The sequence below is a fragment of the Hyphomonas sp. FCG-A18 genome (genome assembly GCF_045287255.1).
GTDB lineage: Bacteria > Pseudomonadota > Alphaproteobacteria > Caulobacterales > Hyphomonadaceae > Henriciella.
On record NZ_CP137142.1, the window covers coordinates 554,786 to 581,114 of the forward strand.

32 protein-coding genes are annotated in these 26,329 nt (G+C 56.2%); 18 read left to right on the forward strand and 14 right to left on the reverse strand.

The genetic code is table 11. The annotated features are described in order from the left end of the window. Window positions 1-3 precede the first annotated feature (3 nt). Complete coding sequence (locus tag RYZ27_RS02705) at window positions 4-1,140, forward strand: PA0069 family radical SAM protein (protein WP_406680819.1); 1,137 nt, start codon at window positions 4-6, stop codon at window positions 1,138-1,140. Here the strand turns inward: RYZ27_RS02705 and RYZ27_RS02710 are convergent. Continuing rightward, entirely contained in the window at window positions 1,137-2,504 is a 1,368-nt protein-coding gene (locus RYZ27_RS02710) for an MFS transporter (RefSeq protein ID WP_406680820.1), read from the reverse strand. The two genes, RYZ27_RS02705 and RYZ27_RS02710, sit on opposite strands and share 4 nt — an antisense overlap. 203 nt (window positions 2,505-2,707) lie before the next feature. On the opposite strand from RYZ27_RS02710, the gene RYZ27_RS02715 reads away from it, so the two are divergent. The 3 genes from RYZ27_RS02715 (at window position 2,708) to RYZ27_RS02725 (ending at window position 5,550) form a co-directional block, all read left to right on the forward strand. Beyond that, complete coding sequence (locus RYZ27_RS02715) at window positions 2,708-3,793, forward strand: site-specific DNA-methyltransferase (protein ID WP_406680821.1); 1,086 nt, start codon at window positions 2,708-2,710, stop codon at window positions 3,791-3,793. Window positions 3,794-3,861: 68 nt separating this feature from the next. Next, window positions 3,862-4,629, forward strand: a complete 768-nt coding sequence (locus tag RYZ27_RS02720; protein ID WP_406680822.1) for a GNAT family N-acetyltransferase — start codon at window positions 3,862-3,864, stop codon at window positions 4,627-4,629. 138 nt (window positions 4,630-4,767) lie between these two features. After that, entirely contained in the window at window positions 4,768-5,550 is a 783-nt protein-coding gene (locus tag RYZ27_RS02725) for a hypothetical protein (protein ID WP_406680823.1), read from the forward strand. A gap of 66 nt (window positions 5,551-5,616) precedes the next feature. Here RYZ27_RS02725 and RYZ27_RS02730 read toward each other — a convergent pair whose 3' ends face one another. Beyond that, window positions 5,617-6,069, reverse strand: a complete 453-nt coding sequence (locus tag RYZ27_RS02730) for an Lrp/AsnC family transcriptional regulator (RefSeq protein ID WP_406680824.1) — start codon at window positions 6,067-6,069, stop codon at window positions 5,617-5,619. Between the two features lie 94 nt (window positions 6,070-6,163). Between RYZ27_RS02730 and RYZ27_RS02735 the strand changes: the two genes are divergently transcribed. Continuing rightward, complete coding sequence (locus RYZ27_RS02735) at window positions 6,164-7,342, forward strand: indoleamine 2,3-dioxygenase (protein ID WP_406680825.1); 1,179 nt, start codon at window positions 6,164-6,166, stop codon at window positions 7,340-7,342. 6 nt (window positions 7,343-7,348) lie between these two features. Here RYZ27_RS02735 and phaC read toward each other — a convergent pair whose 3' ends face one another. Further along, the gene (gene phaC, locus RYZ27_RS02740; RefSeq protein WP_406680826.1) at window positions 7,349-9,265 is read right to left on the reverse strand and encodes a class I poly(R)-hydroxyalkanoic acid synthase; all 1,917 of its coding nucleotides are present in this window, start codon (window positions 9,263-9,265) and stop codon (window positions 7,349-7,351) included. A gap of 83 nt (window positions 9,266-9,348) precedes the next feature. On the opposite strand from phaC, the gene RYZ27_RS02745 reads away from it, so the two are divergent. From RYZ27_RS02745 to glpX, 4 genes are all read left to right on the forward strand, one after another. Further along, on the forward strand, window positions 9,349-9,753 hold the full coding sequence (locus RYZ27_RS02745; protein ID WP_406680827.1) for a hypothetical protein: 405 nt from the start codon (window positions 9,349-9,351) through the stop codon (window positions 9,751-9,753). A gap of 61 nt (window positions 9,754-9,814) precedes the next feature. Next, on the forward strand, window positions 9,815-11,029 hold the full coding sequence (locus RYZ27_RS02750; RefSeq protein WP_406680828.1) for an LL-diaminopimelate aminotransferase: 1,215 nt from the start codon (window positions 9,815-9,817) through the stop codon (window positions 11,027-11,029). Continuing rightward, window positions 11,026-12,309, forward strand: a complete 1,284-nt coding sequence (locus tag RYZ27_RS02755) for a homoserine dehydrogenase (protein ID WP_406680829.1) — start codon at window positions 11,026-11,028, stop codon at window positions 12,307-12,309. The genes RYZ27_RS02750 and RYZ27_RS02755 overlap by 4 nt, the downstream gene beginning before the upstream one ends. A gap of 39 nt (window positions 12,310-12,348) precedes the next feature. Then, window positions 12,349-13,302: a class II fructose-bisphosphatase gene (glpX, locus tag RYZ27_RS02760; protein ID WP_406680830.1), complete on the forward strand. Its 954-nt coding sequence runs from the start codon at window positions 12,349-12,351 to the stop codon at window positions 13,300-13,302. Window positions 13,303-13,355: 53 nt separating this feature from the next. Here the strand turns inward: glpX and RYZ27_RS02765 are convergent, their stop codons facing one another. Next, entirely contained in the window at window positions 13,356-14,342 is a 987-nt protein-coding gene (locus RYZ27_RS02765; RefSeq protein WP_406680831.1) for a 2-hydroxyacid dehydrogenase, read from the reverse strand. A gap of 157 nt (window positions 14,343-14,499) precedes the next feature. On the opposite strand from RYZ27_RS02765, the gene RYZ27_RS02770 reads away from it, so the two are divergent. Further along, the gene (locus RYZ27_RS02770) at window positions 14,500-14,952 is read left to right on the forward strand and encodes an SH3 domain-containing protein (RefSeq protein ID WP_406680832.1); all 453 of its coding nucleotides are present in this window, start codon (window positions 14,500-14,502) and stop codon (window positions 14,950-14,952) included. Between the two features lie 76 nt (window positions 14,953-15,028). Then, window positions 15,029-15,562, forward strand: coding sequence for a bifunctional 3-hydroxydecanoyl-ACP dehydratase/trans-2-decenoyl-ACP isomerase (gene fabA, locus RYZ27_RS02775; RefSeq protein WP_406680833.1), 534 nt, complete (start codon window positions 15,029-15,031; stop codon window positions 15,560-15,562). A gap of 9 nt (window positions 15,563-15,571) precedes the next feature. Here fabA and RYZ27_RS02780 read toward each other — a convergent pair whose 3' ends face one another. After that, the gene (locus RYZ27_RS02780) at window positions 15,572-16,480 is read right to left on the reverse strand and encodes a LysR family transcriptional regulator (RefSeq protein ID WP_406680834.1); all 909 of its coding nucleotides are present in this window, start codon (window positions 16,478-16,480) and stop codon (window positions 15,572-15,574) included. A gap of 90 nt (window positions 16,481-16,570) precedes the next feature. Between RYZ27_RS02780 and RYZ27_RS02785 the strand changes: the two genes are divergently transcribed. The 5 genes from RYZ27_RS02785 to RYZ27_RS02805 all read left to right on the forward strand — a co-directional run bounded on the left by RYZ27_RS02785 (window position 16,571) and on the right by RYZ27_RS02805 (window position 19,685). Further along, window positions 16,571-16,759, forward strand: coding sequence for a hypothetical protein (locus tag RYZ27_RS02785; protein ID WP_406680835.1), 189 nt, complete (start codon window positions 16,571-16,573; stop codon window positions 16,757-16,759). A 242-nt stretch (window positions 16,760-17,001) separates the two neighbouring features. After that, complete coding sequence (locus tag RYZ27_RS02790; RefSeq protein ID WP_406680836.1) at window positions 17,002-17,817, forward strand: enoyl-ACP reductase; 816 nt, start codon at window positions 17,002-17,004, stop codon at window positions 17,815-17,817. Window positions 17,818-17,896: 79 nt separating this feature from the next. Further along, complete coding sequence (locus RYZ27_RS02795; RefSeq protein ID WP_406680837.1) at window positions 17,897-18,334, forward strand: hypothetical protein; 438 nt, start codon at window positions 17,897-17,899, stop codon at window positions 18,332-18,334. Window positions 18,335-18,417: 83 nt separating this feature from the next. After that, the gene (locus RYZ27_RS02800) at window positions 18,418-19,005 is read left to right on the forward strand and encodes an NAD(P)H-dependent oxidoreductase (RefSeq protein ID WP_406680838.1); all 588 of its coding nucleotides are present in this window, start codon (window positions 18,418-18,420) and stop codon (window positions 19,003-19,005) included. Further along, window positions 19,002-19,685, forward strand: a complete 684-nt coding sequence (locus RYZ27_RS02805) for a nitroreductase family protein (protein ID WP_406680839.1) — start codon at window positions 19,002-19,004, stop codon at window positions 19,683-19,685. The genes RYZ27_RS02800 and RYZ27_RS02805 overlap by 4 nt, the downstream gene beginning before the upstream one ends. Here the strand turns inward: RYZ27_RS02805 and RYZ27_RS02810 are convergent. The 8 genes from RYZ27_RS02810 to RYZ27_RS02845 all read right to left on the reverse strand — a co-directional run bounded on the left by RYZ27_RS02810 (window position 19,672) and on the right by RYZ27_RS02845 (window position 24,474). After that, window positions 19,672-20,589, reverse strand: coding sequence for a CAP domain-containing protein (locus RYZ27_RS02810; RefSeq protein ID WP_406680840.1), 918 nt, complete (start codon window positions 20,587-20,589; stop codon window positions 19,672-19,674). The genes RYZ27_RS02805 and RYZ27_RS02810 overlap by 14 nt on opposite strands. 26 nt (window positions 20,590-20,615) lie before the next feature. After that, window positions 20,616-21,293 carry a uridine kinase gene (gene udk / locus RYZ27_RS02815; RefSeq protein ID WP_406680841.1) on the reverse strand — a complete coding sequence of 226 codons (678 nt, stop codon included), beginning with the start codon at window positions 21,291-21,293 and terminating at the stop codon, window positions 20,616-20,618. A 9-nt stretch (window positions 21,294-21,302) separates the two neighbouring features. After that, window positions 21,303-21,722, reverse strand: a complete 420-nt coding sequence (locus RYZ27_RS02820; protein WP_406680842.1) for a Fur family transcriptional regulator — start codon at window positions 21,720-21,722, stop codon at window positions 21,303-21,305. 19 nt (window positions 21,723-21,741) lie between these two features. After that, a complete protein-coding gene (locus RYZ27_RS02825) occupies window positions 21,742-22,209 on the reverse strand; it encodes a GNAT family N-acetyltransferase (RefSeq protein ID WP_406680843.1) in 468 nt (155 codons plus the stop codon). Then, window positions 22,206-22,853 (reverse strand): tRNA (adenosine(37)-N6)-threonylcarbamoyltransferase complex dimerization subunit type 1 TsaB, encoded by a 648-nt coding sequence (gene tsaB, locus RYZ27_RS02830; protein WP_406680844.1) that lies wholly within the window; start codon window positions 22,851-22,853, stop codon window positions 22,206-22,208. Before tsaB ends, RYZ27_RS02825 begins: the two co-directional genes overlap by 4 nt. Before the next feature lie 12 nt (window positions 22,854-22,865). Further along, entirely contained in the window at window positions 22,866-23,468 is a 603-nt protein-coding gene (locus RYZ27_RS02835; protein ID WP_406680845.1) for a malonic semialdehyde reductase, read from the reverse strand. 175 nt (window positions 23,469-23,643) lie between these two features. Further along, window positions 23,644-24,093: a hypothetical protein gene (locus RYZ27_RS02840; protein WP_406680846.1), complete on the reverse strand. Its 450-nt coding sequence runs from the start codon at window positions 24,091-24,093 to the stop codon at window positions 23,644-23,646. A gap of 12 nt (window positions 24,094-24,105) precedes the next feature. After that, window positions 24,106-24,474 carry an antibiotic biosynthesis monooxygenase family protein gene (locus tag RYZ27_RS02845; protein ID WP_406680847.1) on the reverse strand — a complete coding sequence of 123 codons (369 nt, stop codon included), beginning with the start codon at window positions 24,472-24,474 and terminating at the stop codon, window positions 24,106-24,108. A gap of 126 nt (window positions 24,475-24,600) precedes the next feature. On the opposite strand from RYZ27_RS02845, the gene RYZ27_RS02850 reads away from it, so the two are divergent. Further along, window positions 24,601-25,032 (forward strand): MarR family winged helix-turn-helix transcriptional regulator, encoded by a 432-nt coding sequence (locus tag RYZ27_RS02850; RefSeq protein WP_406680848.1) that lies wholly within the window; start codon window positions 24,601-24,603, stop codon window positions 25,030-25,032. Window positions 25,033-25,052: 20 nt separating this feature from the next. On the opposite strand, the gene RYZ27_RS02855 is transcribed toward RYZ27_RS02850, so the two are convergent. Next, window positions 25,053-25,550, reverse strand: a complete 498-nt coding sequence (locus tag RYZ27_RS02855) for an invasion associated locus B family protein (RefSeq protein WP_406680849.1) — start codon at window positions 25,548-25,550, stop codon at window positions 25,053-25,055. Between the two features lie 182 nt (window positions 25,551-25,732). Between RYZ27_RS02855 and RYZ27_RS02860 the strand changes: the two genes are divergently transcribed. Beyond that, entirely contained in the window at window positions 25,733-26,314 is a 582-nt protein-coding gene (locus RYZ27_RS02860; protein WP_406680850.1) for a sigma-70 family RNA polymerase sigma factor, read from the forward strand. The last annotated feature ends 15 nt before the right edge of the window (window positions 26,315-26,329 follow it).

A 26,329-nucleotide genomic window follows, 5' to 3' on the forward strand; every position in this document is an offset into this window, starting at 1 on the left:
GGTATGAGGACGACGCAGAAGCTTGAGAAATATGGCCGGGTGGACCGGGACGCGGTGAAGGCGGTGGGGGAACGCTTTCACCATCGCGGCCGCGGGGCCATTTCAAATCAGACTGGGCGGTTCGAGCCGGAAACGCGCGAAGCCTATGATGATGGCTGGGGTACAATTGAAGATGAAGCCCCGCCGCTGCGCACCACGCTGACCAAGGAAACCCCGCGCACCATCATTACCTTCAATCGCTCACCCGATATTCCGTTTGACCGCACGATCAATCCGTATCGCGGCTGCGAGCATGGCTGTGTCTACTGCTTTGCCCGGCCAACCCATGCCTTCCATGGCCTCTCGGCCGGTTTGGATTTTGAGAGTAAACTCTTCTACAAACCTGATGGGCCGCGCCTGTTGGAGCAGGAGTTGTCCCGTCCGCGCTATGTGCCGCGTCCCATCGCGCTGGGCATGAATACCGATGCCTATCAGCCCGTGGAAAAGCGGTTGGAACTGACCCGGCGCTTTCTGGAGATTTTGAGCGCGCATAATCATCCCGTCACGCTGCTGACCAAATCGGCGCTGATCCAGCGGGATATCGATCTTATTGCGCCAATGGCAGCGAAAGGGATTTGCCGGGTCGGGGTGTCGATTACGACGCTGGATGGCAAGCTGGCGCGTCTACTTGAACCGCGCGCGGCGGCCCCGCGCCTGCGTTATCAGACTGTGCGTGCCCTCAGCGATGCCGGGATTGATGTCACGGTGATGACCGCCCCGATCATTCCGGCACTGAACGAGGAAGAGATTGAACGCCTGCTGGAGGCCGCCGCCGATCATGGTGCCGTGCGGGCCGGATATGTCCTGTTGCGCCTGCCGCACGAGTTAAAGGATGTCGTGCAGGAATGGCTGGTTCAGCACTATCCTGACCGCGCGGCGCGGATCATCAATCTGCTGCGGGAAATGCGCGGCGGCAAAGACTATGATGCGCAATGGTATCAGCGTGGTAGCGGCGTTGGTGAGCGGGCGCGGTTTATCGCAGCGCGCTTTGCCAAGGCGGCGCGACGGTTCAAATTGAATGAGGTTGAACGTGCACCGCTGCGCACGGATCTGTTCCGTCCACCTGTCTTGCATGGCGGGCAATACAGACTGGAACTCTAAACGGCTTCCGCTGTGGGCTTTGCAGCGGCCTTGAGTTTTGCCGCATTGGCCTGCTGCTTGTCGCGGGTTAGGGGGTAGCCGCGCAGGATTAGGGCGGCGAGTGCATAGGCCACGACGGGCACCCCGACAAACACCCACATCAGGCCGCGTACGACTTCCGGGCTGTTCTCACCGGATGGATCGAAGCCAACCCACAAGCCCAGCAGGAGGTAGGGAATACCAATCGCGAAACTGGCCCCGGTTTTATACGCGCCGGACATCAGCGAGTAATACAGCCCAGCTCTACTTTCGCTGCCACGGGCTTCTTCCTGCTCAATAATGTCCGCCATCATTGAGCGGGCGAGAATGAAAGGCGTGCCATAGGCCACCCCTGAAACCACCGCTGCGATCAGCAGTTTTGCGGCGCCGCCACCTGCTGCGCTGAGCGGCAGGTAGACCATATAGGTCACCATCGACCAGATGCAGGTTGCAATGAAGGTCGTATGCTTTTCCGTACGCTTTGACAGCCAGATCCAGAAGGGCATGGCGGCAAAGCCAGCGACAAAGAACACCATCAAAATAACTGGTGCCAATCCAGTCACGCCAAAGCCCCACTCGGCTGCAAACAGGAAGGTGCCGCCGGTTCCGGCAATTGCAATGCCGATCAGAATCTCAACCGACAGGACCCGCAACATAACCGGGTCGCTCAAGGCCTGGCGCAGCGCAGGCCAGCTGAATTTGACTTTCTCCGCGTCAGGTTTCGGGGCGGGATCAGGGACAAACAGAATGGCCAGCAGGACTGTTAGCGGTAGAACAATGAGCAGGATTATCCCCATCACCTGAACCTGTTCGCGGCGACCAAAGCCGAAATTAATCGCCAGCAGGGTTGGGATGATCAGTAGGGTTAGCAGTGTCCCTGTGCTGATCACCTCGCGCCATAGAAAAAGGCGCGAGCGCTCATCATAGGCATCGGTGATCATCGGTACCCAGGATTGGTGTGGGGTCTGCAGCATCGTAAAGCCCAGCCACATCACCGCCAGCGACACGATCAGATAGATCGGTGAAACGGTCTCCCCCGATGGCATGAACAGAAAGTATGAGCCGATCATCAACACTGGAACACTGATCGCGAGCCAATGTTTGATCCGTCCATATTTCGTCGGCTTGGTGTCGACGAGCCAGCCCATCACCGGGTCCGTGCCGAGATCCCAGAAGCGCAGGAACATGAAGATCAGGCCCGTGACCGTTGTGCCAAGGCCCAACTGATCCGCATACATCGGAACGACAAAGACCGCCATTGGTAGCCCTACGGCCGCCAAAGGCATCCCCACACTGGAAAACGCGAGCACGCGCGGAAACGAAAGGCGGTCAGATCTGGCCGTCATATGCAAACTGTGACGCCTGCGTCACGAAACGCAAGTGAAATCGAAAGTGCTTTGAAAATTCACAGGCTTGTCCACAGGGTGGAAATGCGCAAGTTTCGTTATCGAAACTAACTGGTTTGCTGTGCAGTAACGAATCGATAACCCGAATGGGGCGAGTCTGCCTGTTCTTGCAAAACATCTGATTCGAAAGCGGAAAAACGGCCATGGAGCTGCACAAGAACACAATTATTGAAGGCGAATGCGTCGATGTCCTCTCACGACTGCCGGACAACTCGGTTGACCTGATCTTTGCTGACCCGCCTTATAATTTACAGCTCGGCGGCGGTCTGACCCGTCCGGACCAAAGCCATGTTGATGGCGTCACGGATGCTTGGGACCAGTTTGATAGTTTCGATGCCTATGACCTGTTCACCCATCAATGGCTGACCGAGTGTCGCCGCGTTCTCAAGGATGATGGCGCGATCTGGGTGATTGGCTCCTATCACAATATTTTCCGGGTCGGCACGATCCTGCAGGATAGCGGCTTCTGGATTCAGAATGATGTAATCTGGCGCAAGTCCAATCCGATGCCGAATTTCAAAGGCACCCGTTTCCAGAACGCGCATGAGACCATGATCTGGGCGGGAAAGAGCGACAAATCCAAAGTCACGTTCAACTATGATGCCCTGAAGACATTCAACGAAGACAAGCAAATGCGGTCTGACTGGCTGATCCCGATCTGCGCAGGCGGCGAGCGTTTGAAAGGTGAGGATGGCAAGAAGGCCCATCCAACCCAGAAGCCTGAAGCCCTGTTACAGCGCATTCTGCTGGCGACATCCAAGCCGGGCGATGTGATCCTTGATCCGTTCTCTGGCACAGGCACCACTGCGGCAGTCGCCAAGAAACTGGGTCGCGCCTATGTCGGCATCGAGCAAGACCCAGCCTATATCCGTCTATCGCGCGCCCGCCTTGCCGGGATTACGCCGGTCGAAGGCGACATGCTCCAGGTTCAGGAAAGCAAAAAAGCGCTCCCGCGTGTGCCATTCGGTGCGCTGGTCGAGAATGGCTGGCTTAAGCCGGGCGATCGCCTGTGGAGCCCAAAGAAGCGTTTTAATGCCCGTATCCGCATTGATGGTAGCCTAACCACGGGCGATGCCACCGGATCGATCCACCGTATGGGTGCGCATGTGCAGAAGGCTCCGGCCTGTAACGGCTGGACCTACTGGCATTATGAGGCGCAGGCCGGTGATCTGGCACCGATTGACCTGCTCCGCCGTCGTTATCGCCATGAAATGGGCCTGATGAGCTAAGGTCATACACCTATCATTACGCACAATTCCGGATCACATGCGCGCAGGGCTTATGCTGTCCTGCGCGTATGACCTATATCACCCTGACGCCTGAAACGCTGGATGACGAGCATATTTGCTGCGCTTTCTCCGACAAAAAATGCGTGAGCGGCTATCTCGCCAAGAAAGCCTGGTTAAAAGACGAATATGATCGCGGCTATCGGTTTGAGCGTCTGGATGAGCGCGCGAAAGTCTTCATCGAACATGGTCCAGCCGAAGAGGCATGGGTGCCGATAGAGGCGCCGAACTATCTGCACCTTGGCTGTTTCTGGGTATCAGGGAAGTATAAGAAAAACGGTCACGGCAAGGCACTTCTGCAAAAGGCCATAGAGGCTGCGAAAGAGCAGGGGCGTTCAGGGCTGGTCACCGTTGTCGGGACCAAGAAGAACCATTTCATGTCCGATGGGAAATGGCTCATCCGGCAGGGGTTTGAGGTCTGTGATCAGACCGAAGCCGGGTTTGACCTGATCTATCTGCCGCTTGCGCCAGAGGCCGAAAAACCGCGTTTCCGGGACAGTGCCCGGGTAGGCAAACCTGTCTCACAAAAGGGCTGTGTGGCTTACTATTCGAACCGCTGTCCGTTTACGGAGTTTCATGTCGGGCAGAACCTGAAAGAAGCCTGTGCCAATCGCGGTATTCCGCTTCAAGTGATAAAGCTGGAAACCAAGGCCCAAGCCCAGGACGCGCCCAGCCCAGCGACGATTTTCAGCCTGTTCCTTGATGGCAAATTCATCACAACAGATCTCAGCGCCTGCATAGACAGCCGCTTTGATAAAGTCGTCGGTAAATACGCTTAAGCGCGCATATTTTGATCGGCTGAGTAAACATAAAAGGGGCTTAAGCAAATTTGGCTTTTGATTGACGCACGTATTTGATAGCTCTTCATTTTGGGATGCTCGAGGACCAGTATGCCGGTTAAAAGTGCCACTTTATTTTTGCAGAGACACATTCGACAATTGCTTGGTAAGCCCGTTGTTGAAGAGTCAAATAATCTGCCAAAGCTGGAGAAAATCCGGCGACACCTTCTGCTAGGTAAGAGCTGGCGATATTTGAGATACGTGCATTTGCGGGATGCTTTGCTGCGAATTAGTGATGATATTAAAACAGTTGGTGTCGTTGGAGCTGGCGGTGGATTTGCCGAGTTTGCGCTCGCAATTGAGTTTCCCCACATCCATTTCACCCTGACGGACATTATTGACGACACGTACCCACGATTTCAGAATGTGATGAAGCTGAGCTGGGACTGGGATATTAACAATATCGACTTTCGGGTATGGGATGTGCTCACCCCGACATCACGCCGGTTTGATCTTGTCTGTTCGACTGAGGTCTTGGAGCATATTCTCGAAGACGATCTTGCCGCGAGCCGCATGCGTGATGCAGCTCTGAAATACGTTTATTGCCTTGTGCCATTTGGTAGCAAAACAGAAAATGACGATCCGGATGTTCGGGAATACGCGCTCAAAACCCATGGTCATCATGTATTTGGCTATGATGCGCAGAGACTTGAGGCATTATTCCCAAACCCTGAATTCCTTGCCGGGGCTTATTTTGATGATGCGGGGCAGAAATTGCGTGCTCAGCTCGGTGCGCTTGATACAGAGGAGATCACGGCGCAAATAAAGGCCCTCACGGCGCTTGGTGAAAAAGACTTACAAGATCGAATTCCGGATACGCCTTTTGAAGGACAGGGCATCAAGATTCTTTCTCGGGTTTGAGCTTACGAATTTGCCTCCCGATACCCGTATGGATAGCCGCTTTGACAAAGTCGTAGGTCAACACGCTTAAGCGCGCATATCCTTTGGTGAAGACAGAGCGATATAGGATGTTATGCTGCTCACCTCCGGGACGGTGCCGAGCGTTTCAGAGTGGAAGGTTTTATAGGCTTCCAGATCAGCAACCTCGACCCGCAGCAGATATTCCACTGACCCGGTAATATTGTGGCACTCGCGGACCTCAGGTGTTTTTTGCATCGCCTTTTCAAATGCTTGGGCATCCTTTTTCAAGTGCGCTGACAAGCCAACCATGACAAAGACCGTCACAGCACCGCCAAGCCGGTTGCGATCAAGGATTGCCCGGTAACCCTTGATCAGGCCAGTGCGTTCCAATTCCTGAACCCGGCGCAGGCAGGCTGAGGGAGAGAGGCCGACTCGCTGTGCGAGCTCCGCATTGCTCACCCGGCCATCTTGCTCAAGCTCATGCAATATTCTGTGATTTATGGTATCTATTTCGATCATTAATTGCTCAAATAGAATCAAAAGAGCGCTAAAAGCAAGGATATTCAGTTGATTTTCGCGTATTCTTGCGTTTTCAGATAGTCGGGAGGCTCCGATGCCGATTCAATCTTTAGACGCTTATGATATGTCCGCCGAGCGCGGTTTCCTGTGCCGCTATGATGCCGGAGCGGTTGTGTTGGATGAAGACTGGCTGCTCGCCAGCGAAGTCGCGATGACCCTGCCACAGGTTATGCCGAGTGGTCAGGTGCGCACTTTTCTTGAGGAAGAGTTGCCCGGCGGCGATATCGTTGATGATCTGCCACGCTTGAATGACCAGCAGGCCCGTATGGCCATGGTGCATTATTCTTTCATGGTGCAGGCCTATGTCTGGGGCGAACCTGACGCTCCAACTTCGCTACCGGAAGTTCTCGCGCGCCCAATGGTGGCGCTGGCCGACCGCCTCGGTCAGCAGCCGCTCTTGCCCTATACGGGCTATGTGCTCGACAATTGGTCAATGATCGACCCGGACGGGCCAATCGATCTTTCAAACACGTATATGATCCAGAACTTCCTCTCCGGCCTGGATGAGGCCTGGTTTGTGCTCGTCCATGTCGCGATTGAAGCGCGGGCAGGGGCGGCGCTTGATGCCTTCGGTCGGATTGTTGCCCATGTTGAGGCTGGCAATGCCGCAGGTGTGCAGGCTGAACTCGAAGCCATGGCAGAGGTCTGGAAAGACATAAACGGCATCTTCGACCGTATGCCAGAGGCTTGCGATCCTTACATCTATTTTGAGCGCGTCCGTCCTTACATCCATGGCTGGAAGGATAATCCCGCCCTGCCTAACGGACTCATCTATGAGGGCGTTGAGAAGTATAATGGCCAGCCGCAAGCTTTCCGCGGGCAAACCGGATCACAGTCTTCCATCGTGCCCTCCATGGATGCCTTGCTGGGTGTTGGCCATGCTGCTGATCCGCTCAAAGCCTATCTTGATGAGCTGCACATCTATCGCCCTCCGGGCCATCGTCGTTTCATCGAGGATGTTCGCGCCTCCAGCAATTTGCGAGCCTTCGTGTCGGAGCAGGGGAATCCAGATCTGACGCAGGCCTACAATGCGATTGTGCAGGCCGTCGCTGACTTCCGCTCGCGCCATCTGGAATACGCGGCGAGCTATATCAACAAGCAGAATCGCGGCGCGACCGGGAATGATGTCGAGGTCGGTACGGGTGGTACACCCTTCATGAAATATCTGAAGAAGCACCGGGACGAGACCCGCGAGCGCTTGCTGGCGGTCTAGTCCTCGTTAAGAGCGCTGACGCCGCCCGGCGGGCATCCTGTAACTGGGTTTCTTCGCTGGGGCGGCGCTTGGCGAAGTGCCATCGCTATAGGGGCCTTTTGGCTTCTTCCCCGCAGCAATATCAGCAAGGCGCATCTTGGCATATTGGCCCGGCGCCTTGCCCAGCTTGTGCTTCTTGGGCGGGGTTGCCTCGATCTTGTCGCCACACAGGGGCTTGAGCCAGTTCCACCAGCTCGGCCACCAGGAACCTTCAATCTCTTCGGCATGGCTTAGCCAGTTGCCCGGATTATCCGGCAGGTCATGATTGACCCAGTGCTGGTACTTGTTCGCGTTCGGGTGATTGATCACCCCGGCAATATGGCCTGACCCGGCAAGTGTGAAGCGAACATCGCCGCCGAAATTCTGTGCGCCGCGATAAATCGAATGCCAGGGGCAGATATGGTCGCTGCGGCTGGCTTGAATAAAGACGGGTACATCAATGTCACCCATTGAAACGGGGTGACCAAACACTTCGAAATTGCCCTCTGAAAGGGCGTTTTCATTATAGAGGCTTTTCAGATAGGTCTGATGCGTCGGGCCTGGAATATTTGTCTGGTCGGCATTCCAGTAGAGCAGGTCAAACGGCTTTGGCTGTTTGCCCATCATGTAATTATCAACGACATAGCGCCAGACGAGATCAGCCGGACGCAGCCAGTTAAAGGTCTCGCCCATCATCTCACCTGGCATCATGCCGTCATGATCGGCAATCACATCGCCAATCTGATCAATTGCAGCCTCATCGGTGAAGATTTTCAATTCTCCAGCATTGCTGAAGTCAGACTGTGAGGCAAAATAGGTTGCGGATTTGATCCGCTCGTCGCCAACCTGCGCCATATGCGCCAGCGCTGAGGTGAGCAGCGTGCCGCCAATGCAATAACCGATCGTGTTGACGTCTTTTGCACCGGTTTCCGCCGTCACAGCATTCAGCGCTGCCAACACGCCATGCTCGACATAGTCATCCCAGGTATAATGCTTGGTCTCGTCATCGGCTGAGCGCCAGGAGACAAGGAACGTGTTTACACGCTGTCCCAGCAACCAGCGGATCATGGAATTCTCCGGCTGCAGGTCGAGAATGTAGAATTTGTTGATCCATGGCGGGAAGATCAGCATCGGCCGCTCACGCACTTTCTTGCGTGTCGGATTATAGTGAATGATCTCGATCAGCTTGTTGCGATAAACCACTTCACCTTCAGCCGTGGCAATATTTTCGCCGAGCTGGAAAGCGCTCTCATCGCTTTGTGAGATGGCGAACCGGCCCTTACCGCGCTGCAGGTCGGCGCGGGCATTGCGCAGGCCCTGAACCAAGCTCTCGCCGCCGGTTTCAATCATCGCGCGCAGAGCGGCAGGATTGCTGGCAGGCAGGTTCGATGGCGACATTGCGTCGATCATCTGGCTGGTAAAGAAATGGGCTTTGGTCCGTTCTGCGTCTGTAAGATCATCTCCAGCAGCGTCGACGAGGCTTTTTAGCCAGTCGGCATTCAGCATCCACGACCGACGCATGAAGTCCAGCATTGGGTTGCTGGACCATTCCGGGTCACTGAAGCGCCGATCTCGTGGCAGTTCTCCGCCCATGGACATGGACTGGAACAGGTTCATCCAGCCAGTCATATAAGTCATCATCGCCTGCGCCATGCGATCAGGCCTTGCGGCAACGGCTTGGGCGAGCTTGGTCTGGATTTCCAGAGCGCCAAATGGGTCAGGGCGCTGCGGCGCGGGCGGCGCTTTTTCCTGCAGCGCCGCCATGTCCGCCATCAGGGCCTGCGCTTCCAGTCCGGCCTGCATTAAATTCTGAGTCAAAGCCTGAGTCTTGCTTGGGTCAAGATCGCCCATCGCCTTCATCAACGGCGTTTCCAGCCATGTGTTCATATCAAACTGTTTGGTCATGTGACCCGGTCTCGCATTTCTTGCAGAACCCATGTAGGACTAAACCCCTTGATTTATAATGAGTCCAGTCGGGGAATTGGCGTATGCGCGCTATCATTTTGGTAACACTTCTTATCGCGACCGGGTGCGCAAGCTCCCTGGAGCGGATTAATGAAGTGCGGGAGGCTGCCCCGGAATGGTATAAAGAGCGCCGGGTTGAACTGGCTGGAGAAGATTATCCAAGCATCGCGGATATGCCGACCATCACGGCGGATACGCGCCCCGGCCAAACTCTGCCAGAGGCTGAAGCTGCAACACTGGCCGCGCTTGAGGCCTTGTTGACCGATCCGCGTAATCGCCCGGTTGAAGAGACCGGCGAGGAGATGCGGGCCTGGTCTGCGGCGGTCCGCGCCGACCTTGATCGTCAGATTCCCCCTGCGGATTTCTTGACGGATGAAGAAGTTGCTGCGCTTAAAGCAATATTCGACACGGCGCGCGCACGCCTTTAAGCCACCTTAATTCCCACTCAAACCAATGTCCCAACCCAAACCAAGATAATCGGAGTCCGCCATGCGCGGTGAGTTTCACAAGATCAGGCGTTTGCCACCCTATGTTTTCGAGCAGGTTCACCGCCGCAAGGCAGAGCTGCGCGGACAGGGGGCAGATATTATCGACCTCTCTATGGGCAACCCGGATATGCCGGCCCCGGCCCATGTCGTGCAGAAACTCGCCGAAACTGCCGCCAAGCCCAATGTGCACGGCTATTCGGCCTCGCGCGGCATTCCGGGCCTGCGCCGGGCGCTGACCGATTATTACAAACGCCGCTTTGATGTGGTGCTCGACAAGGACCGTGAGGTGATTGTCACGCTCGGCTCCAAGGAAGGCTTTGCCAATCTCGCCCAGGCTATTACGGCGCCGGGCGACATTATTCTCGCGCCGGACCCGTCTTACCCGCTGCATCATTTCGGTTTTATCATGGCCGGGGCGTCGATCCGTGCTGTGCCCGCGCCAACACCGGAAGCCTATCTGCGCGGGATTGAGCATGCGATCCGCTATTCAGTGCCGCCGCCAACGGCGATGGTGCTGTGCTATCCATCCAATCCGACGGCTGATGTTTGCGACATCGAGTTTTACCGTGATGCGGTCAAACTCGCCAAGAAGCATGATCTCTGGATCCTCTCTGACCTCGCTTATAATGAGATTTATTTTGAGGAGCCGACACCATCCATCCTGCAGGTTCCTGGCGCGAAAGATATTGCGGTTGAAACCACAACCATGTCGAAAACCTATTCCATGGCCGGATGGCGGATCGGGTTTGCCGCGGGCAATGAGCGCCTGATTGGCGCGCTGGCCCGGGTGAAATCCTATCTCGATTACGGGGCGTTCACGCCGATTCAGGTCGCCGCTTGTGCGGCTCTCGATGGCCCGCAGGATTGCGTCGATGAGTTCCGCCAGATCTATCGCTCGCGACGCGACGCGCTGGTCGAGAGCTTTGGTCGGTCCGGCTGGGATGTACCCAGCCCGAAAGCGTCCATGTTCGCCTGGGCGGCTCTGCCAGAGCAATGTGCTGGGATGAGCAGTCTCGATTTTGCCCTCAAGCTGATGAACGAAGCCCATGTTGCGGTAACGCCGGGCAGCGGCTTTGGTGAGCAGGGCGATGGTTATGTCCGCATTGCTCTGGTTGAGAATGAACAGCGCATTCGACAGGCGGCGCGTAATATTAAACGCTTCCTCGCCAGCATGGCAGAAGACAGCGACACTACCCTGCGGAGAACGGGTTCTTGAAAACTGTAAAACTTGGAATCGCTGGGCTCGGCCATGTTGGCTGCGGTCTGATCAAGCTGGTCGAGGATCAGGCGAACCTGCGCCTTCCGGGCAAGGTGGAAATTGTTGGTGTGTCCGCGCGTTCGCGTAACCGCAACCGCCCGGTCGATATTTCCGGCTATCGCTGGTTCGATGATGCCGCCACCCTGGCTGAAGATCCTGAGGTTGATGTCTTCGTTGAACTGATGGGCGGCTCAGATGGCCCGGCCAAGTTCGCCGTTGAAGAGGCGATCAAGTATGGCAAACATGTCGTCACTGCGAACAAAGCTCTGATCGCCATGCATGGCCAAGCGCTGGAAGAGCAAGCGCAAGCCAAAGGTGTGGACCTGATGTTTGAGGCCGCTGTGGCAGGCGGTGTTCCCATCGTGCGGGTTCTGCGGGACAGCCTGACGGGTGTTGCGGTTAATAGGGTCAGCGGCATCCTGAATGGCACGTGTAATTACCTGACGACCGAAATGCTCGGGACAGGTCGCAGTTATGAAGAGGTGCTCGAAGAGGCCCAAAGGCTCGGCTATGCCGAAGCGGACCCCTATCTTGATGTGTCGGGCATGGATGCGGCGCATAAAGCGGCCATCCTCGCTTCGATTGCTTTCACCGCTGATCTCGATTTCGACAAGGTCAGCGTCAAAGGCGTTGATACGCTGGAGCTGCTTGACCTCGTTCTGGCTGACCGTCTGGGCCTGAAGATCAAGCTGATCGCTGAAGGTCTGCTGACACAGGATGGTGTCGTCACGCGCGTTGCGCCGAAAGCCCTCCCTTTTGACCATCCACTGGCGCGGATTGATGGCGCGCTGAACACTGTACGGGTTGAGGGTGATCCGCTTGGTGCTGTCACACTGACCGGGCCAGGCGCAGGGCCGGGGCCGACCGCGAGCGCTGTGATGGGCGATATTGCCAAACTGTTCAGCCCGACGGCACGCAGCCCATTTGGCCGCGCGGCTCACCATACCGTCCGGCAGTTTGTTCCAGCCACAGCTGACGAACGTGCGGCATTCTTTATTCGTGTGGGGCTGGCGGACCGCCCCGGCGCACTTGCCAAACTTTCAGAAGCCCTCGCAGCGAGCGCGGTTTCGGTTGACAAGTTGTTGCAGGATTCAGCTGATGACAACGATGTCTCACCCGTTGCAATTGTCACCCATACGTGTAGTCGCGGGGACATTGACGCTGCGACTGAACGTGTGACGTCTCTGGAAACAACAGTTGGTGCCCCGCAAGTCATCGCGATTGATACGGCGCACTGATCTTATAGCGAAGTACAGGGGACTTCGGGGAGTATAGAAATGACCACTAGCGTTTTGATTCCGCACCTGGCGGATGCCATGGTACGCGTTACCGAAAAGGCAGCGATTGCGGCTGAGGCTCTGGCTGGGCGCGGCGATGAAAAAGCCGCTGATGCTGCGGCTGTCGATGCCATGCGTACAGCCTTCAATGCCGTTGATTTCAAGGGCCGCGTTGTGATTGGTGAAGGTGAGCGTGATGAAGCGCCAATGCTCTACATTGGCGAAGAAGTCGGCACCGGCAATGGCCCGGAAATCGATATTGCGCTGGACCCGCTGGAAGGTACAACACTGACGGCTAAGGCGATGGCGAATGCGCTGGCCGTGCTGGCAATTGCGCCGCGTGGTGGCCTGCTATTTGCGCCCGATACCTATATGCAGAAAATCGCGATTGGTCCGGGCTATCCTGATGGCGTGATCGACCTTGATGCCAGCCCGGCTGAAAACATCACGGCGATGGCGAAAGCCAAGGGTGTGGACGTTTCAGCGATGACGGCTTGCGTCCTCGATCGCCCGCGCCACGCTGAGATTATTGAGAGCCTGCGTGGGGCAGGGGCGCGTATCCACCTGATTTCTGATGGTGATGTCGCAGGCGTTATCAACACAACCAATCCGGCAACCGGGGTTGATCTCTATGTTGGCTCTGGTGGCGCGCCAGAGGGTGTTCTGGCGGCAGCGGCGCTTAAATGTGTTGGCGGACAGATGCAAGGGCGCCTGATCTTCCGCAATGATGATGAGCGCAAGCGCGCGGACCGCACGGGCATCACTGACTATGACAAGAAGTATGACCTGCACGAGCTGGCTTCAGGCGAAACCGTGTTCTGTGCCACTGGCGTAACCAAGGGTGGTCTTGTTGACGGTGTTGTGCGCAATAATGGCCTGATTGAAACCGATACACTGGTGATGAGCAGCGCTGATGGCATGGTCCGCAAGATCAAGTCCTGGCATCGCGCTTAAGACGCCAAGTGACACTCTGAATCAGAAAGAGCAGCCCATGGGCTGCTCTTTTTTTATAGCATCGCCGGGATCACACGATCCGGTGGGCGATGCCCGTCGGCGAAGGTCTTGATGTTGATGATGACCTTCTCGCCCATCTCGACCCGGCCTTCGATGGTCGCCGAGCCCATATGCGGCAGCAGGATGACATTTGGCAGCCCAACCAGATCAGGATTGACCTGTGGCTCACGCTCAAACACATCAAGGCCTGCGCCAGCCAGTTCGCCATCCCGGATCGCGCGGGCAAGCGCTGCTTCGTCAATCACCTCACCGCGCGCGGTATTCACGATAAAGGCGTCCGGCTTCATCAGTTTGATCCGGCGACTGTTGAGCAAGTGGAACGTGGCGGGCGTATGCGGACAATTCACGGAAACAATATCCATGCGGGCCAGCATCTGATCCAGGCTGTCCCAGAAGGTTGCGCCCAACTCTTCTTCGATGTGTCGCGCCACTGGCTTGCGGTTGTGATAATGGATTTGCAGGCCAAAGGCCTGCGCGCGCCGAGCCACAGCCTGTCCGATCCGCCCCATCCCGATAATCCCGAGGCGTTTTCCGGCAAGCCGTCGGCCCATCATCCAGGTTGGCGCCCAGCCATCAAACTTGCCGGCTTCCATCAACTCGATGCCTTCATGCAGGCGGCGAGGCACCGCCAGAATAAGCGCCATGGTCACATCGGCGGTATCGTCGGTCAGGACGCCCGGTGTGTTGGTCACAGTGATGCCGCGCTGCACCGCGCTTTGGACATCAATATTATCTACACCCGCCCCAAACTGTGCGATCAGGCGCAATTGCTCGCCTGCTTGTGCCAGCACACGGCCATCAATCTGGTCGGTAACAGTGGAGACCAGCACATCCGCGCGACCGACCGCTTCGGCCAACTGATCTTGGGTGAAAGGAGTGTCCGCTTCATTCAGCTCTGTATCAAACAGCTCTTTGAGGCGAAGCTCGACCGGGTCCGGCAGACGACGGGTAACAATCACCTTTAGGCGTTTTACAGACATGAAACCTCTCTTTCCATTGTGGGATTAGCAGAGCAAATGCGCATCGCCAATGCGCACTTTTACCTGAGATTCATATGGATGGGCGATTCATATCGGAATGAGAAGGCTTCCCGTACATTTTTTGGCTTTGATTTGCCCGCTTTTTGCGCTGCCTGTGATGCCCGTTCAGGCACAGGACGCCGTGCAGGTCAGCCAATTCTCTGGTGAACCTGTCCCGCGATTCGTCTCGCTGCGTTTCTCTGCGGTTCATGGACGGCAAGGCCCTAGTCTCGATCATGATATTTTGTGGCGTTACGAGGCCGAAGGCATGCCCATGCTGATCCTGCGCGAAACCCATGGCTGGCGCCGTGTAAGGGACAAGGATGGCGATGAGGTCTGGATTCAGGCACGCATGCTCTCAGAGCGCCGAACGGCGGTCACCATTCAGGATACGCCGCTACAGCGCAAACCCAATGCCGATGCCCGGGCTAAAGCTCTGATCAAGGCAGGGGTCGTGCTGGAGCTGGATGCCTGCACCAATGGCTGGTGCGCGGTCAAAGCGGGCAAGCGAGACGGCTGGATTGAAGAGCTTCACCTCTGGGGAACACGGACCAGCACCGATGGTGTTTAAGACCTGAAGCTTGCAGCACCGCGCGGCACACGCTAGGGACGGCGATTGACCAGTCCCTGCCGTAGAGGAAAATGCCATGAGCGGACCCCACGATTACCACACCCCACAGGCCTCCTACACCAAGGAAGAGCTGCTTGTTTCAGGCGAGGGTAAACTGTTCGGCCCCGGCAATGCACAACTGCCAACCCCGCCTATGCTGATGATGGACCGGATTCCAGAGATCAGTCTTGATGGCGGTGATTTCGGCAAGGGGCATGTGGTGGGTGAGTTCGATGTCAATCCTGATCTCTGGTTCTTCCAGTGTCACTTCCCGGGTGATCCGGTCATGCCGGGCTGTCTTGGCCTGGATGCGATGTGGCAGGCGGTTGGCTATTGGCTCGGCTGGTCAGGGTCGCCGGGCAAGGGCCGCGCGCTTGGCGTTGGCGAGGTGAAATTCACCGGACAGATCACCCCGGACAAGAAACTCGTCCGCTATGAAATCCACATGAAACGCGTCAAGCGCGGTAAGCTTGTCCTCGGTATTGCCGATGGCACGGTCGAGGTTGATGGCAAGCGCGTTTACGTGGCCAAGGACATGAAGGTCGGCCTGTTCAATCCTGACGAGATGTAAAGCCGGCCGCTATTCTGCGACCAGCTTATGAGCCTCTTCTGAGAGAACTTTCGCAAACGACTCGAACACGGTTCCGAGCGGGGTTGTCGTGCGCCAGACAAGCTCGACATCGCGCCGCGCCGTCTTGAGGTCGACCCGCCGGACGACCACCCCGTCATCACGGCGGGTTTCAGAGGCCGCATAGAGGCTTGGCAAGATCGCGACACCGGCCCCCATGGCTGCCATCTGCCGCAAGGCATCAAGGCTGGTGCCCTCATATTCGTCGCTGATATGAGCGCCGACCTCTTCGGCCAGATCCCGCACGGTTTTGCTGAGGCGATAGTTCTGCCCGAGGGTCAGCAAGACCTGGTCCTTCAAATCCTTGGCTGTAATCGGTCCTGTCTCCTGCGCAAGCGGGGCATCCGGTGCAACGCAGGCATATAAATGCTCGGTCAGGATGTCATGGGTCAGCAGACCATCATCCTTGCCTTCAACGGTCAGGATCAGGTCGAAGCGGCCATCATTCACCTTTTCCATAAGCAGTGAACGGCTTTCCTCACGCACGCTGAGCTTTAGGGCAGGGAACAAGCTGTGCAAGCGTCGCGCGGCCATAGGTAAAAGGTATGGTCCAATCGATGGGAGAACGCCTAAACGCACACGCCCGGCCATGTCTCCAGAATACTGTTTGGCTGCCGCTTTCAGGTCATCCATATCTTTCAAGACGACCCGGGCGCGCCGTAGCACTTCCTCACCGGCTGGGGTCAGGATTGAGCCCTGGCGGCCCCGTTCAACCAACTGTGTGCCCAGCATGGCTTCCATGTCGGCAATCTGTGCCGACAGGCTGGGTTGGCTGACATGCACTTTCCGTGCAGCTTCGCCAAATCGTCCCGTTTCTGCGATGGCAACCAGATACTGCAATTGCCTCAGGGTTGGTTTCATAGCTTCCCCCTATTAAGTCCCACACTTCTTTCGATTTGAGATATAGGTCGATGTGCCCATTTCCAAGGTCTAACAACACAGGAGATCAAAATGACCCGGGTGAAGAACACCCTACGCCGTTGGCGCCGTATCCGGACTGAGAAAGCACGGCTCGCCGCCATCGAAAAAATGCCTCTGACCATGCACAAGGATCATCCAAGCGCAAATGTTACAGGCGACGATATTTTGATCGACCCTTCCCGTTTGGGCCAAATGCCCACTCGAATTCGCCCGACCTGACAGGACCTCTCATTCTCAATCACCCTAAAGGTCGGGTGACATAGCCGCGGGCGCCCCTCCCTCCCCCTTCCATAGGCGTCCGCGGCTTCTTCTTTTCTGGAAGGGTTTTTCTCTTACAAATTCCATCACTCACGGTCGGGACACGTCAAAGCCACTGTGCCTGCGCTGACCATTTCCTTGACGGGCATGGCGGGCGGCAATAGCCATCATTGCAAAGTTTAATGCAGGACAGGAGGCCAAGCATGGCTGACTATGGCGATATGCCGACCGGAACTCTGATGGCGGGCAAGCGCGGCATCATTATGGGTGTCGCAAACAAGAACTCGATTGCCTGGGGCATTGCCCAGCAGCTCGCCGCACAGGGCGCAGAGATTGCCTTCACCTATCAGGGCGAAGGGCTGGAGCGCCGCGTGCGTCCATTGGTCGAAAGTATCGACATGGATTTCATGATCCCGGCGGATGTGACCGATGATGCGAGCATGGATGCGGCTTTTGCTGCGGTAAAAGAAAAGTGGGGCAAGATTGATTTTCTCGTCCATTCCATCGCCTTTGCCGGCAAGGAGGAGCTGCAAGGCTCAATGGTTGCCAACACGACGCGTGAAGGCTTCCGCCGCGCGCTCGACATTTCGGTTTACAGCTTCATCGATGCCTCACGCCGTGCCAGCGAGATTATGCCCGATGGCGGGGCCATCATCTGTATGACCTATCTCGGCGCTGAGCGGACGGTGCCATCCTACAATGTCATGGGCGTTGCCAAGGCGGCTCTGGAAGCCTCCACGCGCTATGCTGCGCGCGACCTCGGCACGCAGGGCATCCGCGTCAACGCGATCAGTGCAGGGGCTATGCGCACGCTGTCCCTCGCCGGTATTCGCGGCGGGAAATCCCTGATGGGAACCGGTAAGGACTGGTCGCTGCTCAAGGAAGACACCCGCATGGAAGGGGTCGCCGGTTGCGCGCTCTACCTCCTCTCTCCCCTCGGCCACTCCATCGCTGGCGAGGTTCTCCACGTCGATGCCGGCTTCCACGCTGTCGGTGTGCCGGAACTGCCGGAGGAGTAGGTATCGGACGTTAAATAGCGTTTTCTTCTAAAACGGCTTGTATTGTGGTATGTTCTCTCACCTACTGGAGGGGGAAATAATGTCACGTATTATCATAACTGCAGTCGCTACCACAGTTTTGCTTGCTGGGTGCGCAGTCGATGAAAAGCCTGTGGAAGGCACGGGATCGGCAGAGATTTTAACCTGCCCGGCATACAATCCTCGAGACGGCATTGCTCGTCTCGACATGATGCCTGGTATCGATACGCCACCAATTCTGCACGTGGAGTTTGTCGTCGACGCGCCGAGTTTGGGAGATGAATACGAGCTTGTTTTTGAAAGTATTCAGGAATCTGCTCCACCTAGCTATGTCTATGATTTGAAGCGGACTGAGTCAGACGTCATCTCGACCAAGCCAGCTGAAACGCTTGTGACGTATAATCGATCTGCTTTCCCTGAAGCTGAACTTCGATCGATTGTGATTAATTGCGAAGGAAGCAGGTTTTACGAAATTGAGCCTGTCGACGTCGTACACTAATCAGTTTTACGGGTTTGCAGAGTGCAAATAACTAGGTCTGCGTGTAGTCTAGGCTGTTTCTTTCAGTTAAGTGACTAGCATATATGACCGCCCGCCTCTTCATCTTCGTTGGCCATCCAAGCGAGACCTCGCTGAGCCATAGTCTTGCTGACGCCTATCAGCGCGGGGCAGAAAGTGAGGGTGCGGAAGTGCGGCGGATGAACCTGCACGAGATGGCGTTCGACCCTGACCTTACCCATGGCTATATCAAGCGTAAGGATTTAGAGCTGTCTCTGGAAGAATGGCGCGAGCATATCACCTGGTGCAGCCATATGTGCTGGGTCTATCCGCAATGGTGGGGTGGCATGCCAGCCAAGATGAAGGGTGTGATTGATCGCGCTTTCCTGCCCGGCTTTGCCATGAACTATCATGAGAAAGGGCCATTCTGGGACCGCCTTTTGAAAGGGCGCAGTGCTGATGTTATCATGACATCGGATACTCCGCTTTTCTTTGATGTGCTCCGCCATGGCCGCCCGGGCATCAAACTGGTGAAGAACAAGATCATGGATTATTCCGGTATCAAACCTGTGCGCACGCTACAGGTGGGCCCGGTCAAAAGCGCCAAGGATGAAAAGATCCAGAGTTGGTTGCGTAAAGCCTATAATCGAGGAGCCGACGCTGGACGCCGATGAAAACCTCACCTGAAACTCATGTCCCGCTCAGCGCGGACTTCCCGCATTATCCTGAGGTTGAAATGCAGGCGCGCGCCGTCGCGTTTCATCGCCAGATGCAGACCCGCCGTTCGGTCCGATCTTTCTCTGACAAGGCGGTGCCGCAGGCGATTATTAAGCAATGCGTGCTCACTGCGGGCATGGCCCCGAACGGAGCCAATCACCAGCCTTGGTTTTTTTCCTGTGTTGGCTCAGCTGAGAAGAAGCGTGAAATCCGCCTTGCTGCCGAGGCTGAGGAGCGCGAGTTCTATTCTGGGCGCGCGGCGCAGGACTGGCTTGACGCGCTCGCCCCGATCGGGACAGATGCTGATAAGCCTTATATGGAAATCGCGCCCTGGCTGATCTGTATCTTCGCCCAGCGCAAGGGCGGGGTGCATGCCGGGGATGAGAAGAAGAATTACTATATCCATGAAAGCGTCGGCATCGCGACAGGGATGCTGATCACCGCCTGTCACAATGCCGGTCTCGCAACACTGGTGCATACACCCAACCCGATGAAGTTCCTGAACGGGCTATGCGGGCGACCAGAGACCGAGAAACCCTTCCTGATCTTGGTTGCGGGCTATCCAGCCGAGGATGCGATGGTGCCGAACCATGCGCTGATCAAAAAGCCGCTGAATGAGATCGCTAGCTTCCTGTAGCGGGCTGCGACGGCTCAATCGTGACTGCAGGGCCGGGTAGATAGATGAAGCTCATTGAGTCGACCGTTCGGCCTTTATGTTTGACCTTCTGAAAGCTCTCACCCCGCGCGGCGAGTTCCAGATCGCCTTCCAGCGTATCCGGGATAACCCCATCAAAAACATCATCTATGACGCTACCGCGTAAGAAAGCGAAGCGTTTGAAGCGCCAACCATTGAGCTCGGCGCTCGCTCTTAGCTCAGATCCTGCCGTCAGGCGCAAGGGAAAGGGTTCGCTTAACTCGCCTACGGGCCGGGCAAAGACCTGTGTGACATAGACGGCCATGTCCGTGCGCGCTACGCCGAGCGCGAGATGGGTTGTTTCCGGGTTGAGAATATTCTCCCGGTGGCCAGGACTGGCCATCAGGTCAGCATGCAATTTGTCGACCGCTCCGCCCATGACATCCGTAGACGATGCAGGCATCAGATCACAACTAACCGTGTTTCCGTGCTGGTCTGCGCAGGTCATCACGAGTTGCGCGACATTCTCGGCACTCGCGCGGGAAAGCATGGTGCGATCAAAAGCCGAGAGTCGGAATGCTGATGTGCGTCCCTTTGGCGTCTCGTGCCCGAAGAAGCCATTTATCCCCATATCGAGACTGTGAAACCGCGCAGCAGGTTGCATATCAAGGCGGACTGAAAGCGTACTCAGGCCGCGCTCAGTGCGCTCCTCATTGATCTTGTCGACAAAGGCTTGTTCCATCTCTTCGCTAAAGCGAAAACCATTCGGGGCAGCGGCAAGGCAAGAGCGCCCATTCTCCACATAATCTGCGACCGTATCGGCGCGGGCTTCCGCGCGCATATCGCAGGCCTGCGCCATCACAGGAAGGGCAAGTGCGGCAAGGCAGAGGTAGAAAAATCTAACCATCACCGCGCCATTTAAGCAGAAAATCGTTAAAGCACACCCACAGCCTGCAGGCGCGCTGTTATGGGCGCGAGCATACGTTCGACCGCTTCGGTCGCTGGACGGACCTTGCCATAGGCTGGTAGACCTTCATCCGCGATCACGAGATCAGCCTCAAACTTGGCTGGGAACGTAAAAGCATAATGGGCCGCACGGACTGTGCCGAGATATTGTGAGAGCACACTTTCAACACTGCGCCCACGATCTGTAACATCCCGCCTGATCCGTCGCGCCAGCCGTAAATCATCAGGCGTATCAACATAGATAGACAAATCGATCAGTGGGCGAATTTCCGGGATGGAGAGGGCATGAATACCTTCTACAATGATGATCGGTGCCGGGCTCAGCGTAAGGGTTTCAGCTTTGCGATCATGGCGATCATAGTCATAGATTGGCTGCTCAATCGTGCGTCCAGCTTTCAGGTCCGCCAGGTGGCGCGCCATCAGTGCGGTCTCTTTGCTGACCGGGTCATCATAATTGACCTTGGCAATGATGGCCTCGCGCTGGGCCTCCGTCTCTGCTGAGCCATAGTGGGCCATTGGCCAATAATAGCCATCCTCGGCAAAGACGGTGACACCAACCTCCCGACAGCGCTCAACCAGCGCATCAGCCACAGTGGATTTTCCGGACCCGGACCCGCCCGTCATGGCAATTAGAAAAGGAGACATGCCTGCGCCTTAATCGTGATCTTTGTCGTCAATGGGCACAGCATAAAGCTCTAGCCGATGATCGACCAGACGATAGCCGTGCGCCCGCGCGACTTCTTCCTGCAGGCGCTCAATCTCTTCATTGTGAAACTCGATAACCTTGCCGGACTTAACGTCGATAAGGTGATCATGATGCTCATCAGGCACTTCTTCATAGCGGGCACGACCATCACCGAAGTCATGGCTTTCGATAATGCCATATTCCTCGAACAGTTTGACAGTGCGATACACGGTGGCCAGAGAGATATTCTTGTCCACCGCATTGGCGCGTTTGTGCAATTCTTCCGCGTCGGGATGATCATCGGAGCCTGACAGCACGCGCGCAATCACGCGGCGCTGTTCAGTCATTCGCAGGCCTTTTTCAGCACAGAGTTTTTCTAAGCGATCCATATCAGCCTCTTGCATCGTATTACGGTTGCTGTCCAGCAACCGGACGTGACATCAACATGGCGTCAATCCGCGATCCGTCCAGTCGTTTATAGTAGGATTTACGTATATTATCCTGTGTAAATCCTTGAGCCGTATAGAAATTGATGGCTCCAGAATTGTCTGCAGCCACATCCAGAAGCAGTCGAGCAACGCCTTTCTCTCCCAGAATGCGGCTCGCAGCCTGCAATAGCGTGCTCGCCAAACCCTTGCGGCGCTGATGTGGGGCGACGCCAATCGTCAGGATATCTGCTGCATCAGGGGTGACTTGCAAAACGATCAGGCCAGACAGTCCGACCTCGCCCGCAATTCCAAGGGCCAGTGTTGAGGGCAGGGCCAGCAGGTCTGCAAAACTATCCCGTGTCCACGCCTCACCCTCAGGAAAAGCAGCGTGATGCAGAGCCGCCATTGTGCTGGCATCCTCGGTTTTCAGAATGATCGCGGCGGTCATGCCAGAGACTTTCCGCCAGGCAGGGCAGCATCTGGCGCACGGGCATAGCTGGGCCTTGGGGGATGGCTCGCGGGATCAAACACAGCTGTCAGGGCTGCGGCGCGCGCCGCGCTGGGCTGTGCTACGCGTACGCTGAGGTCCGGTAAGATCTCCTGAAGCGCCGTTGCATTGCCAAACACCATGTGCGGATGGGCATTGAGGAGGTCGGCGACAGCCTGCAGAGGCATTTCTTCCGGCGGCGCAGTCGCTGCCCCACTGCGAAAGGTTTGGGCCCAATAGGTGATGTCCGGCGGGCGCTTTTGTGCTGGCAGGAGGACAATGGCCGAGCCCTGCTGGCCATCTGGCAGGGCGGCTTCAAGACTGGAAACCCCAACGCAAGGCACCCCGGTTGCCAAGGCAAGCCCGCGGGCAAAGGCGACGCCAACGCGTACACCCGTAAAGCTGCCCGGTCCGGTTACGACACCGAAGCGCTCAACCTCTTCAAGAGTAACACCTGCCTGCTCACAGGCCAGTGCGACCAGTCCCGGCAGACGCGCATCCTGCCCCTTGCGCATCGCTTCAGACAGGTTCGCCAGAACGGTTCCGTCACGCTGAATGGCGACATCACATCCGGCCATGGCTGTATGCAGCGCCAGCGTCAGCATTGCGGAGCCGATCTAAAGGATCTGGCAGGCGTCTTCAAAGGCAAGGCGTGGACTGCGGTCAAAAATCGTTCCATCATCGCCATGGCCAATATTGCAAAGCCAGTTGGAACGCCAGTTCCTGGTGTCTTCACTGCCGCTGAAAAATTCCTTGTCGACCCCGGCATTGTCGAACCCGGACATCGGCCCACAATCAAGCCCCAGTGCCCGCGCCGCGAGCATCAGATAGGCGCCCGATAGCGTCCCATTGCGGAAAGCGGTGAGATGGCGATGCTCGTCATTGGCAAACCAGTCCTTCGCCCCAGGATTGTGCGGGAACAGCTCAGGGATTTTCTCATGGAAGTCCAGATCGTGTGAGATGATCACCACCCATGGCGCACTCATGGTCTTATCGACATTCCCTTCCATCAGGAATGGGCGTAGGCGTTCCTTGCCCTCGCTGGAGCCGATAAAGGTAAACCGCGCCGGCGAGCAATTGGCGCTGGTCATCCCCATTTTGGTCAGGTCATAAACCGCCCGGATCAGGGTTTCAGGCACGGGCCGATCCAGCCAGCCATTGAAAGAGCGGCCATGGCGCCAGATCAGGTCGAGCGCATAATCATTGACGGGGTTCTTCATCTCACTTGAAATCCTATAATGGCGTTTGCAAGCCATAAGAACGCGATCCGCCAGCCCTGAAAACCCCTGTTTTGGTTGCAGATAATAGCAAGCTTCCGATATTGGGTTGGGTCTCATACGCGGGGTGTGGGACGAAGCTGACTTTACGATAGGATTCCTGAGCAAGCAGTTCTGACTAAGCTGCTCGCTTTTTGCCAATGCGGCCCTTCATTTTCAGGCCATCTCGAATATTGAGGCCCATGAGGGTCAGATTGAGTGCGCCAGCACAGAGCTCCACGACTTGGATCGTGTAAAACCATACATCAAACGTGCCTGCGCCCGATTTGTAAGCCAGGAAAAATGCAGACGGTAGCAAAATGCAAAGCCCGTTCAGTGCAATGATTGGCATTCGCTTCTTTTTTGCGGCTGCCAGAGGGCCTTTCCACTTGGCGCCGATCACCATGCCGGATGCGCCAGCGATGGCCATGGCGGGAACAAGTATAATCATGCCACGAAGGATCATCGCCTTCACTGCGGCCACTGTCTCGTGAGATGTGAATAGTTCCGAATAGGCTGTGCTGGTCCAGAAACTGAGAATACACAGGAATCCAATGATGCCGGACAGAGCATGAATTTTGGTTTTCATGGGATATCCTCCTCAATTGGTACAGAGATTGGAGACTGCGACGCGCTTAAACAGGTGCGGGGCAGCTGTCGTGCCATTTGGATAGGCCGCCAAAGTCGATTGAAAGTCCGGGTGGGTAAAAGCCGCACGAAAGTGGGCTGTCGATTCCCAGACAGCGTAGTTGAAAAACATTGTGCTTGGTTCGATGGCTCTGTGAAGCTGTGTGGAGATAAAGCCCGGCTGCTTCTTCAGCCAGAGAGCATCGGCCTCCCAGGTTTTCACAACGGCATCAATGTGTGTGCGCTCGACTGTGAATGGATTGACGAGGATGACGGGTGTTTCTTCGGTGCCCAATTGATGCTCAATAGAATAGACGGGATCAAATGCTGTGAGTTCTAACATGGAAATCTCCTTATTGACCATATGACAACATGCTGTCAATTTGATCACAAGCACAGATGACAACATGTTGTCAACATAGGGATAGGTAAGTCGCCAATGGCCAAACACACGCATGCAGGAGCGGCAATGACAGAAATTGTTCTAGAGGCATTCCGTCTGAATGGCCGATTGCTCGCTGCGGGGGACCGACTTGTTGAGCCGCTGGGGCTGTCAAGCGCGCGATGGCAAGTGCTGGGCGCAATACACTTTGCAGAAGCGCCGCAGCCCGTGGCCTGGCTCGCGCGTAGCATGGGACTTTCAAGACAAGGCGTACAGCGGATTGCCAATGAGCTTGAAAAAGAGGGTCTTGTTGCGTTTGAGCCCAATCCGCATCATCGACGCGCGAACCTGGTCGTCCTGACGGAGCAGGGGCGAGAAGTATATCAAGCCGCCGAGCGCCGACAGATTGAGTGGGTGAATGCGCTTAGCCGTGACTTTACTGTTGATGATATTCAATGCGCGTTAAAAGTGATGACGGCTATGCGTTCTCGGCTCGAAGAGAATTCGAGGATGGAATAGTCGCAGCGTACACGCGTGATTTAACGACAAGCAGCAGCGGCGCGGTCTATGGCTGCGGCGGATCCGGATAAGGAGAAGTGATAGGTCACTCTCGTATTACGCTGTGAGGTGGCTTGCACACGCAGCTCGCTACCCTGGCGCAGGGCGCTGACCAGTTTCGGGTCATCGCTATCCATGGCAAAGGCTTCCTGGCCCATGCCATAGAGCGTGTAGTTGGCACGGCCGACATGCGCCTTGCCAGGAAGGTCTTGTCGTAACTGATAGCCAACACGCAGGCTGGGCTGGTTGCGCGCTTTGCCCGATTTCCAGCTCGACACATAGAACCAGACATCGCCATGTTGGGCTGATCTTGGCGCTTTATCGGTCGCCTGTGTCGCCGCATAGCAAAGGGTTTCGCCGCCGACGATTTCTGTGAAGACTTTCCAATCCTTGTATTGGCCAACCGCTGATGGGGTCGCGTGTGCGGCTCCTGCGATCAGAATACCGGCCAGCATCACAAAAACGTGTCTCGACAACATATATCATCTCCGATATGCAATACTTTATTCGAACATACCCTATTTCATTGCATGCGATAGGGTTAAGGCCGAAATAAGACGCACAAGATTAACGGGTTATCATGACACGATTGTCTCGCAGAGGTTGCATTTCCCCCAGAATGGGCGCTTTATACGAGTATACTGCGCTAGAGGGGACAGACGTGTCACTTGAGACCACCGGCAATGACACTGGCGAGCGTGAGCATCTCGCCAGATGTGTCCAGCAGATCGCCAAGACGCGGTCGCGGACAGCCTTTGCCGAAATCTTTGAATACTTCGCGCCGCGTCTGAAATCCTATCTGGTGCGTCTGGGCAGTGATGCCAATGGCGCTGAAGAAATTGTTCAGGAGGTCATGCTGAATGTCTGGCGCAAGGCGGATCAATATGACCAGCGTCAGGCGTCGGTCTCGACCTGGATTTTCCGCATTGCCCGCAATCGCCGGATCGACAGTCACCGCCGGATGAACAAGCCGGAGCTGGATGCCGAAGATCCCATGCTGCACCCGGCCAAGATTGAAGAACCGGACATTACGGTGAACCGGGCGCAGGTCGAAACAGTGGTTCGTCGTCAGCTTGAGACGCTTCCAGATGATCAGCTCGTCTTGCTCAAGGCTGCCTTTTATGAGGGGCTATCGCACTCACAGATTGCCAAGAAGTTCGGACTGCCGCTTGGCACTGTGAAGTCCAGAATCCGTATAGCTTTCCAGCGTCTTAAGGGTCAGCTGGAACGCGACCAACACTAAACGTACTGCAATCGG

Coding starts and splice junctions, on each gene's coding strand:
- RYZ27_RS02820 (WP_406680842.1), bottom strand. CDS start 21,722: ATGGATCGCTTAGAAAAACTCTGTGCTGAAAAAGGCCTGCGAATGACT.
- RYZ27_RS02805 (WP_406680839.1), top strand. CDS start 19,002: ATGAAAACCTCACCTGAAACTCATGTCCCGCTCAGCGCGGACTTCCCG.
- phaC (WP_406680826.1), bottom strand. CDS start 9,265: ATGACCAAACAGTTTGATATGAACACATGGCTGGAAACGCCGTTGATG.
- RYZ27_RS02850 (WP_406680848.1), top strand. CDS start 24,601: ATGACAGAAATTGTTCTAGAGGCATTCCGTCTGAATGGCCGATTGCTC.
- RYZ27_RS02835 (WP_406680845.1), bottom strand. CDS start 23,468: ATGAAGAACCCCGTCAATGATTATGCGCTCGACCTGATCTGGCGCCAT.
- RYZ27_RS02840 (WP_406680846.1), bottom strand. CDS start 24,093: ATGAAAACCAAAATTCATGCTCTGTCCGGCATCATTGGATTCCTGTGT.
- RYZ27_RS02825 (WP_406680843.1), bottom strand. CDS start 22,209: ATGACCGCCGCGATCATTCTGAAAACCGAGGATGCCAGCACAATGGCG.
- RYZ27_RS02715 (WP_406680821.1), top strand. CDS start 2,708: ATGGAGCTGCACAAGAACACAATTATTGAAGGCGAATGCGTCGATGTC.
- RYZ27_RS02750 (WP_406680828.1), top strand. CDS start 9,815: ATGCGCGGTGAGTTTCACAAGATCAGGCGTTTGCCACCCTATGTTTTC.
- RYZ27_RS02710 (WP_406680820.1), bottom strand. CDS start 2,504: ATGACGGCCAGATCTGACCGCCTTTCGTTTCCGCGCGTGCTCGCGTTT.
- RYZ27_RS02810 (WP_406680840.1), bottom strand. CDS start 20,589: ATGGTTAGATTTTTCTACCTCTGCCTTGCCGCACTTGCCCTTCCTGTG.
- RYZ27_RS02780 (WP_406680834.1), bottom strand. CDS start 16,480: ATGAAACCAACCCTGAGGCAATTGCAGTATCTGGTTGCCATCGCAGAA.
- tsaB (WP_406680844.1), bottom strand. CDS start 22,853: ATGCTGACGCTGGCGCTGCATACAGCCATGGCCGGATGTGATGTCGCC.
- RYZ27_RS02745 (WP_406680827.1), top strand. CDS start 9,349: ATGCGCGCTATCATTTTGGTAACACTTCTTATCGCGACCGGGTGCGCA.
- RYZ27_RS02800 (WP_406680838.1), top strand. CDS start 18,418: ATGACCGCCCGCCTCTTCATCTTCGTTGGCCATCCAAGCGAGACCTCG.
- RYZ27_RS02855 (WP_406680849.1), bottom strand. CDS start 25,550: ATGTTGTCGAGACACGTTTTTGTGATGCTGGCCGGTATTCTGATCGCA.
- glpX (WP_406680830.1), top strand. CDS start 12,349: ATGACCACTAGCGTTTTGATTCCGCACCTGGCGGATGCCATGGTACGC.
- RYZ27_RS02845 (WP_406680847.1), bottom strand. CDS start 24,474: ATGTTAGAACTCACAGCATTTGATCCCGTCTATTCTATTGAGCATCAA.
- RYZ27_RS02765 (WP_406680831.1), bottom strand. CDS start 14,342: ATGTCTGTAAAACGCCTAAAGGTGATTGTTACCCGTCGTCTGCCGGAC.
- udk (WP_406680841.1), bottom strand. CDS start 21,293: ATGTCTCCTTTTCTAATTGCCATGACGGGCGGGTCCGGGTCCGGAAAA.
- RYZ27_RS02770 (WP_406680832.1), top strand. CDS start 14,500: ATGCCCGTTCAGGCACAGGACGCCGTGCAGGTCAGCCAATTCTCTGGT.
- RYZ27_RS02735 (WP_406680825.1), top strand. CDS start 6,164: ATGCCGATTCAATCTTTAGACGCTTATGATATGTCCGCCGAGCGCGGT.
- RYZ27_RS02730 (WP_406680824.1), bottom strand. CDS start 6,069: ATGATCGAAATAGATACCATAAATCACAGAATATTGCATGAGCTTGAG.
- RYZ27_RS02790 (WP_406680836.1), top strand. CDS start 17,002: ATGGCTGACTATGGCGATATGCCGACCGGAACTCTGATGGCGGGCAAG.
- fabA (WP_406680833.1), top strand. CDS start 15,029: ATGAGCGGACCCCACGATTACCACACCCCACAGGCCTCCTACACCAAG.
- RYZ27_RS02785 (WP_406680835.1), top strand. CDS start 16,571: ATGACCCGGGTGAAGAACACCCTACGCCGTTGGCGCCGTATCCGGACT.
- RYZ27_RS02705 (WP_406680819.1), top strand. CDS start 4: ATGAGGACGACGCAGAAGCTTGAGAAATATGGCCGGGTGGACCGGGAC.
- RYZ27_RS02795 (WP_406680837.1), top strand. CDS start 17,897: ATGTCACGTATTATCATAACTGCAGTCGCTACCACAGTTTTGCTTGCT.
- RYZ27_RS02720 (WP_406680822.1), top strand. CDS start 3,862: ATGACCTATATCACCCTGACGCCTGAAACGCTGGATGACGAGCATATT.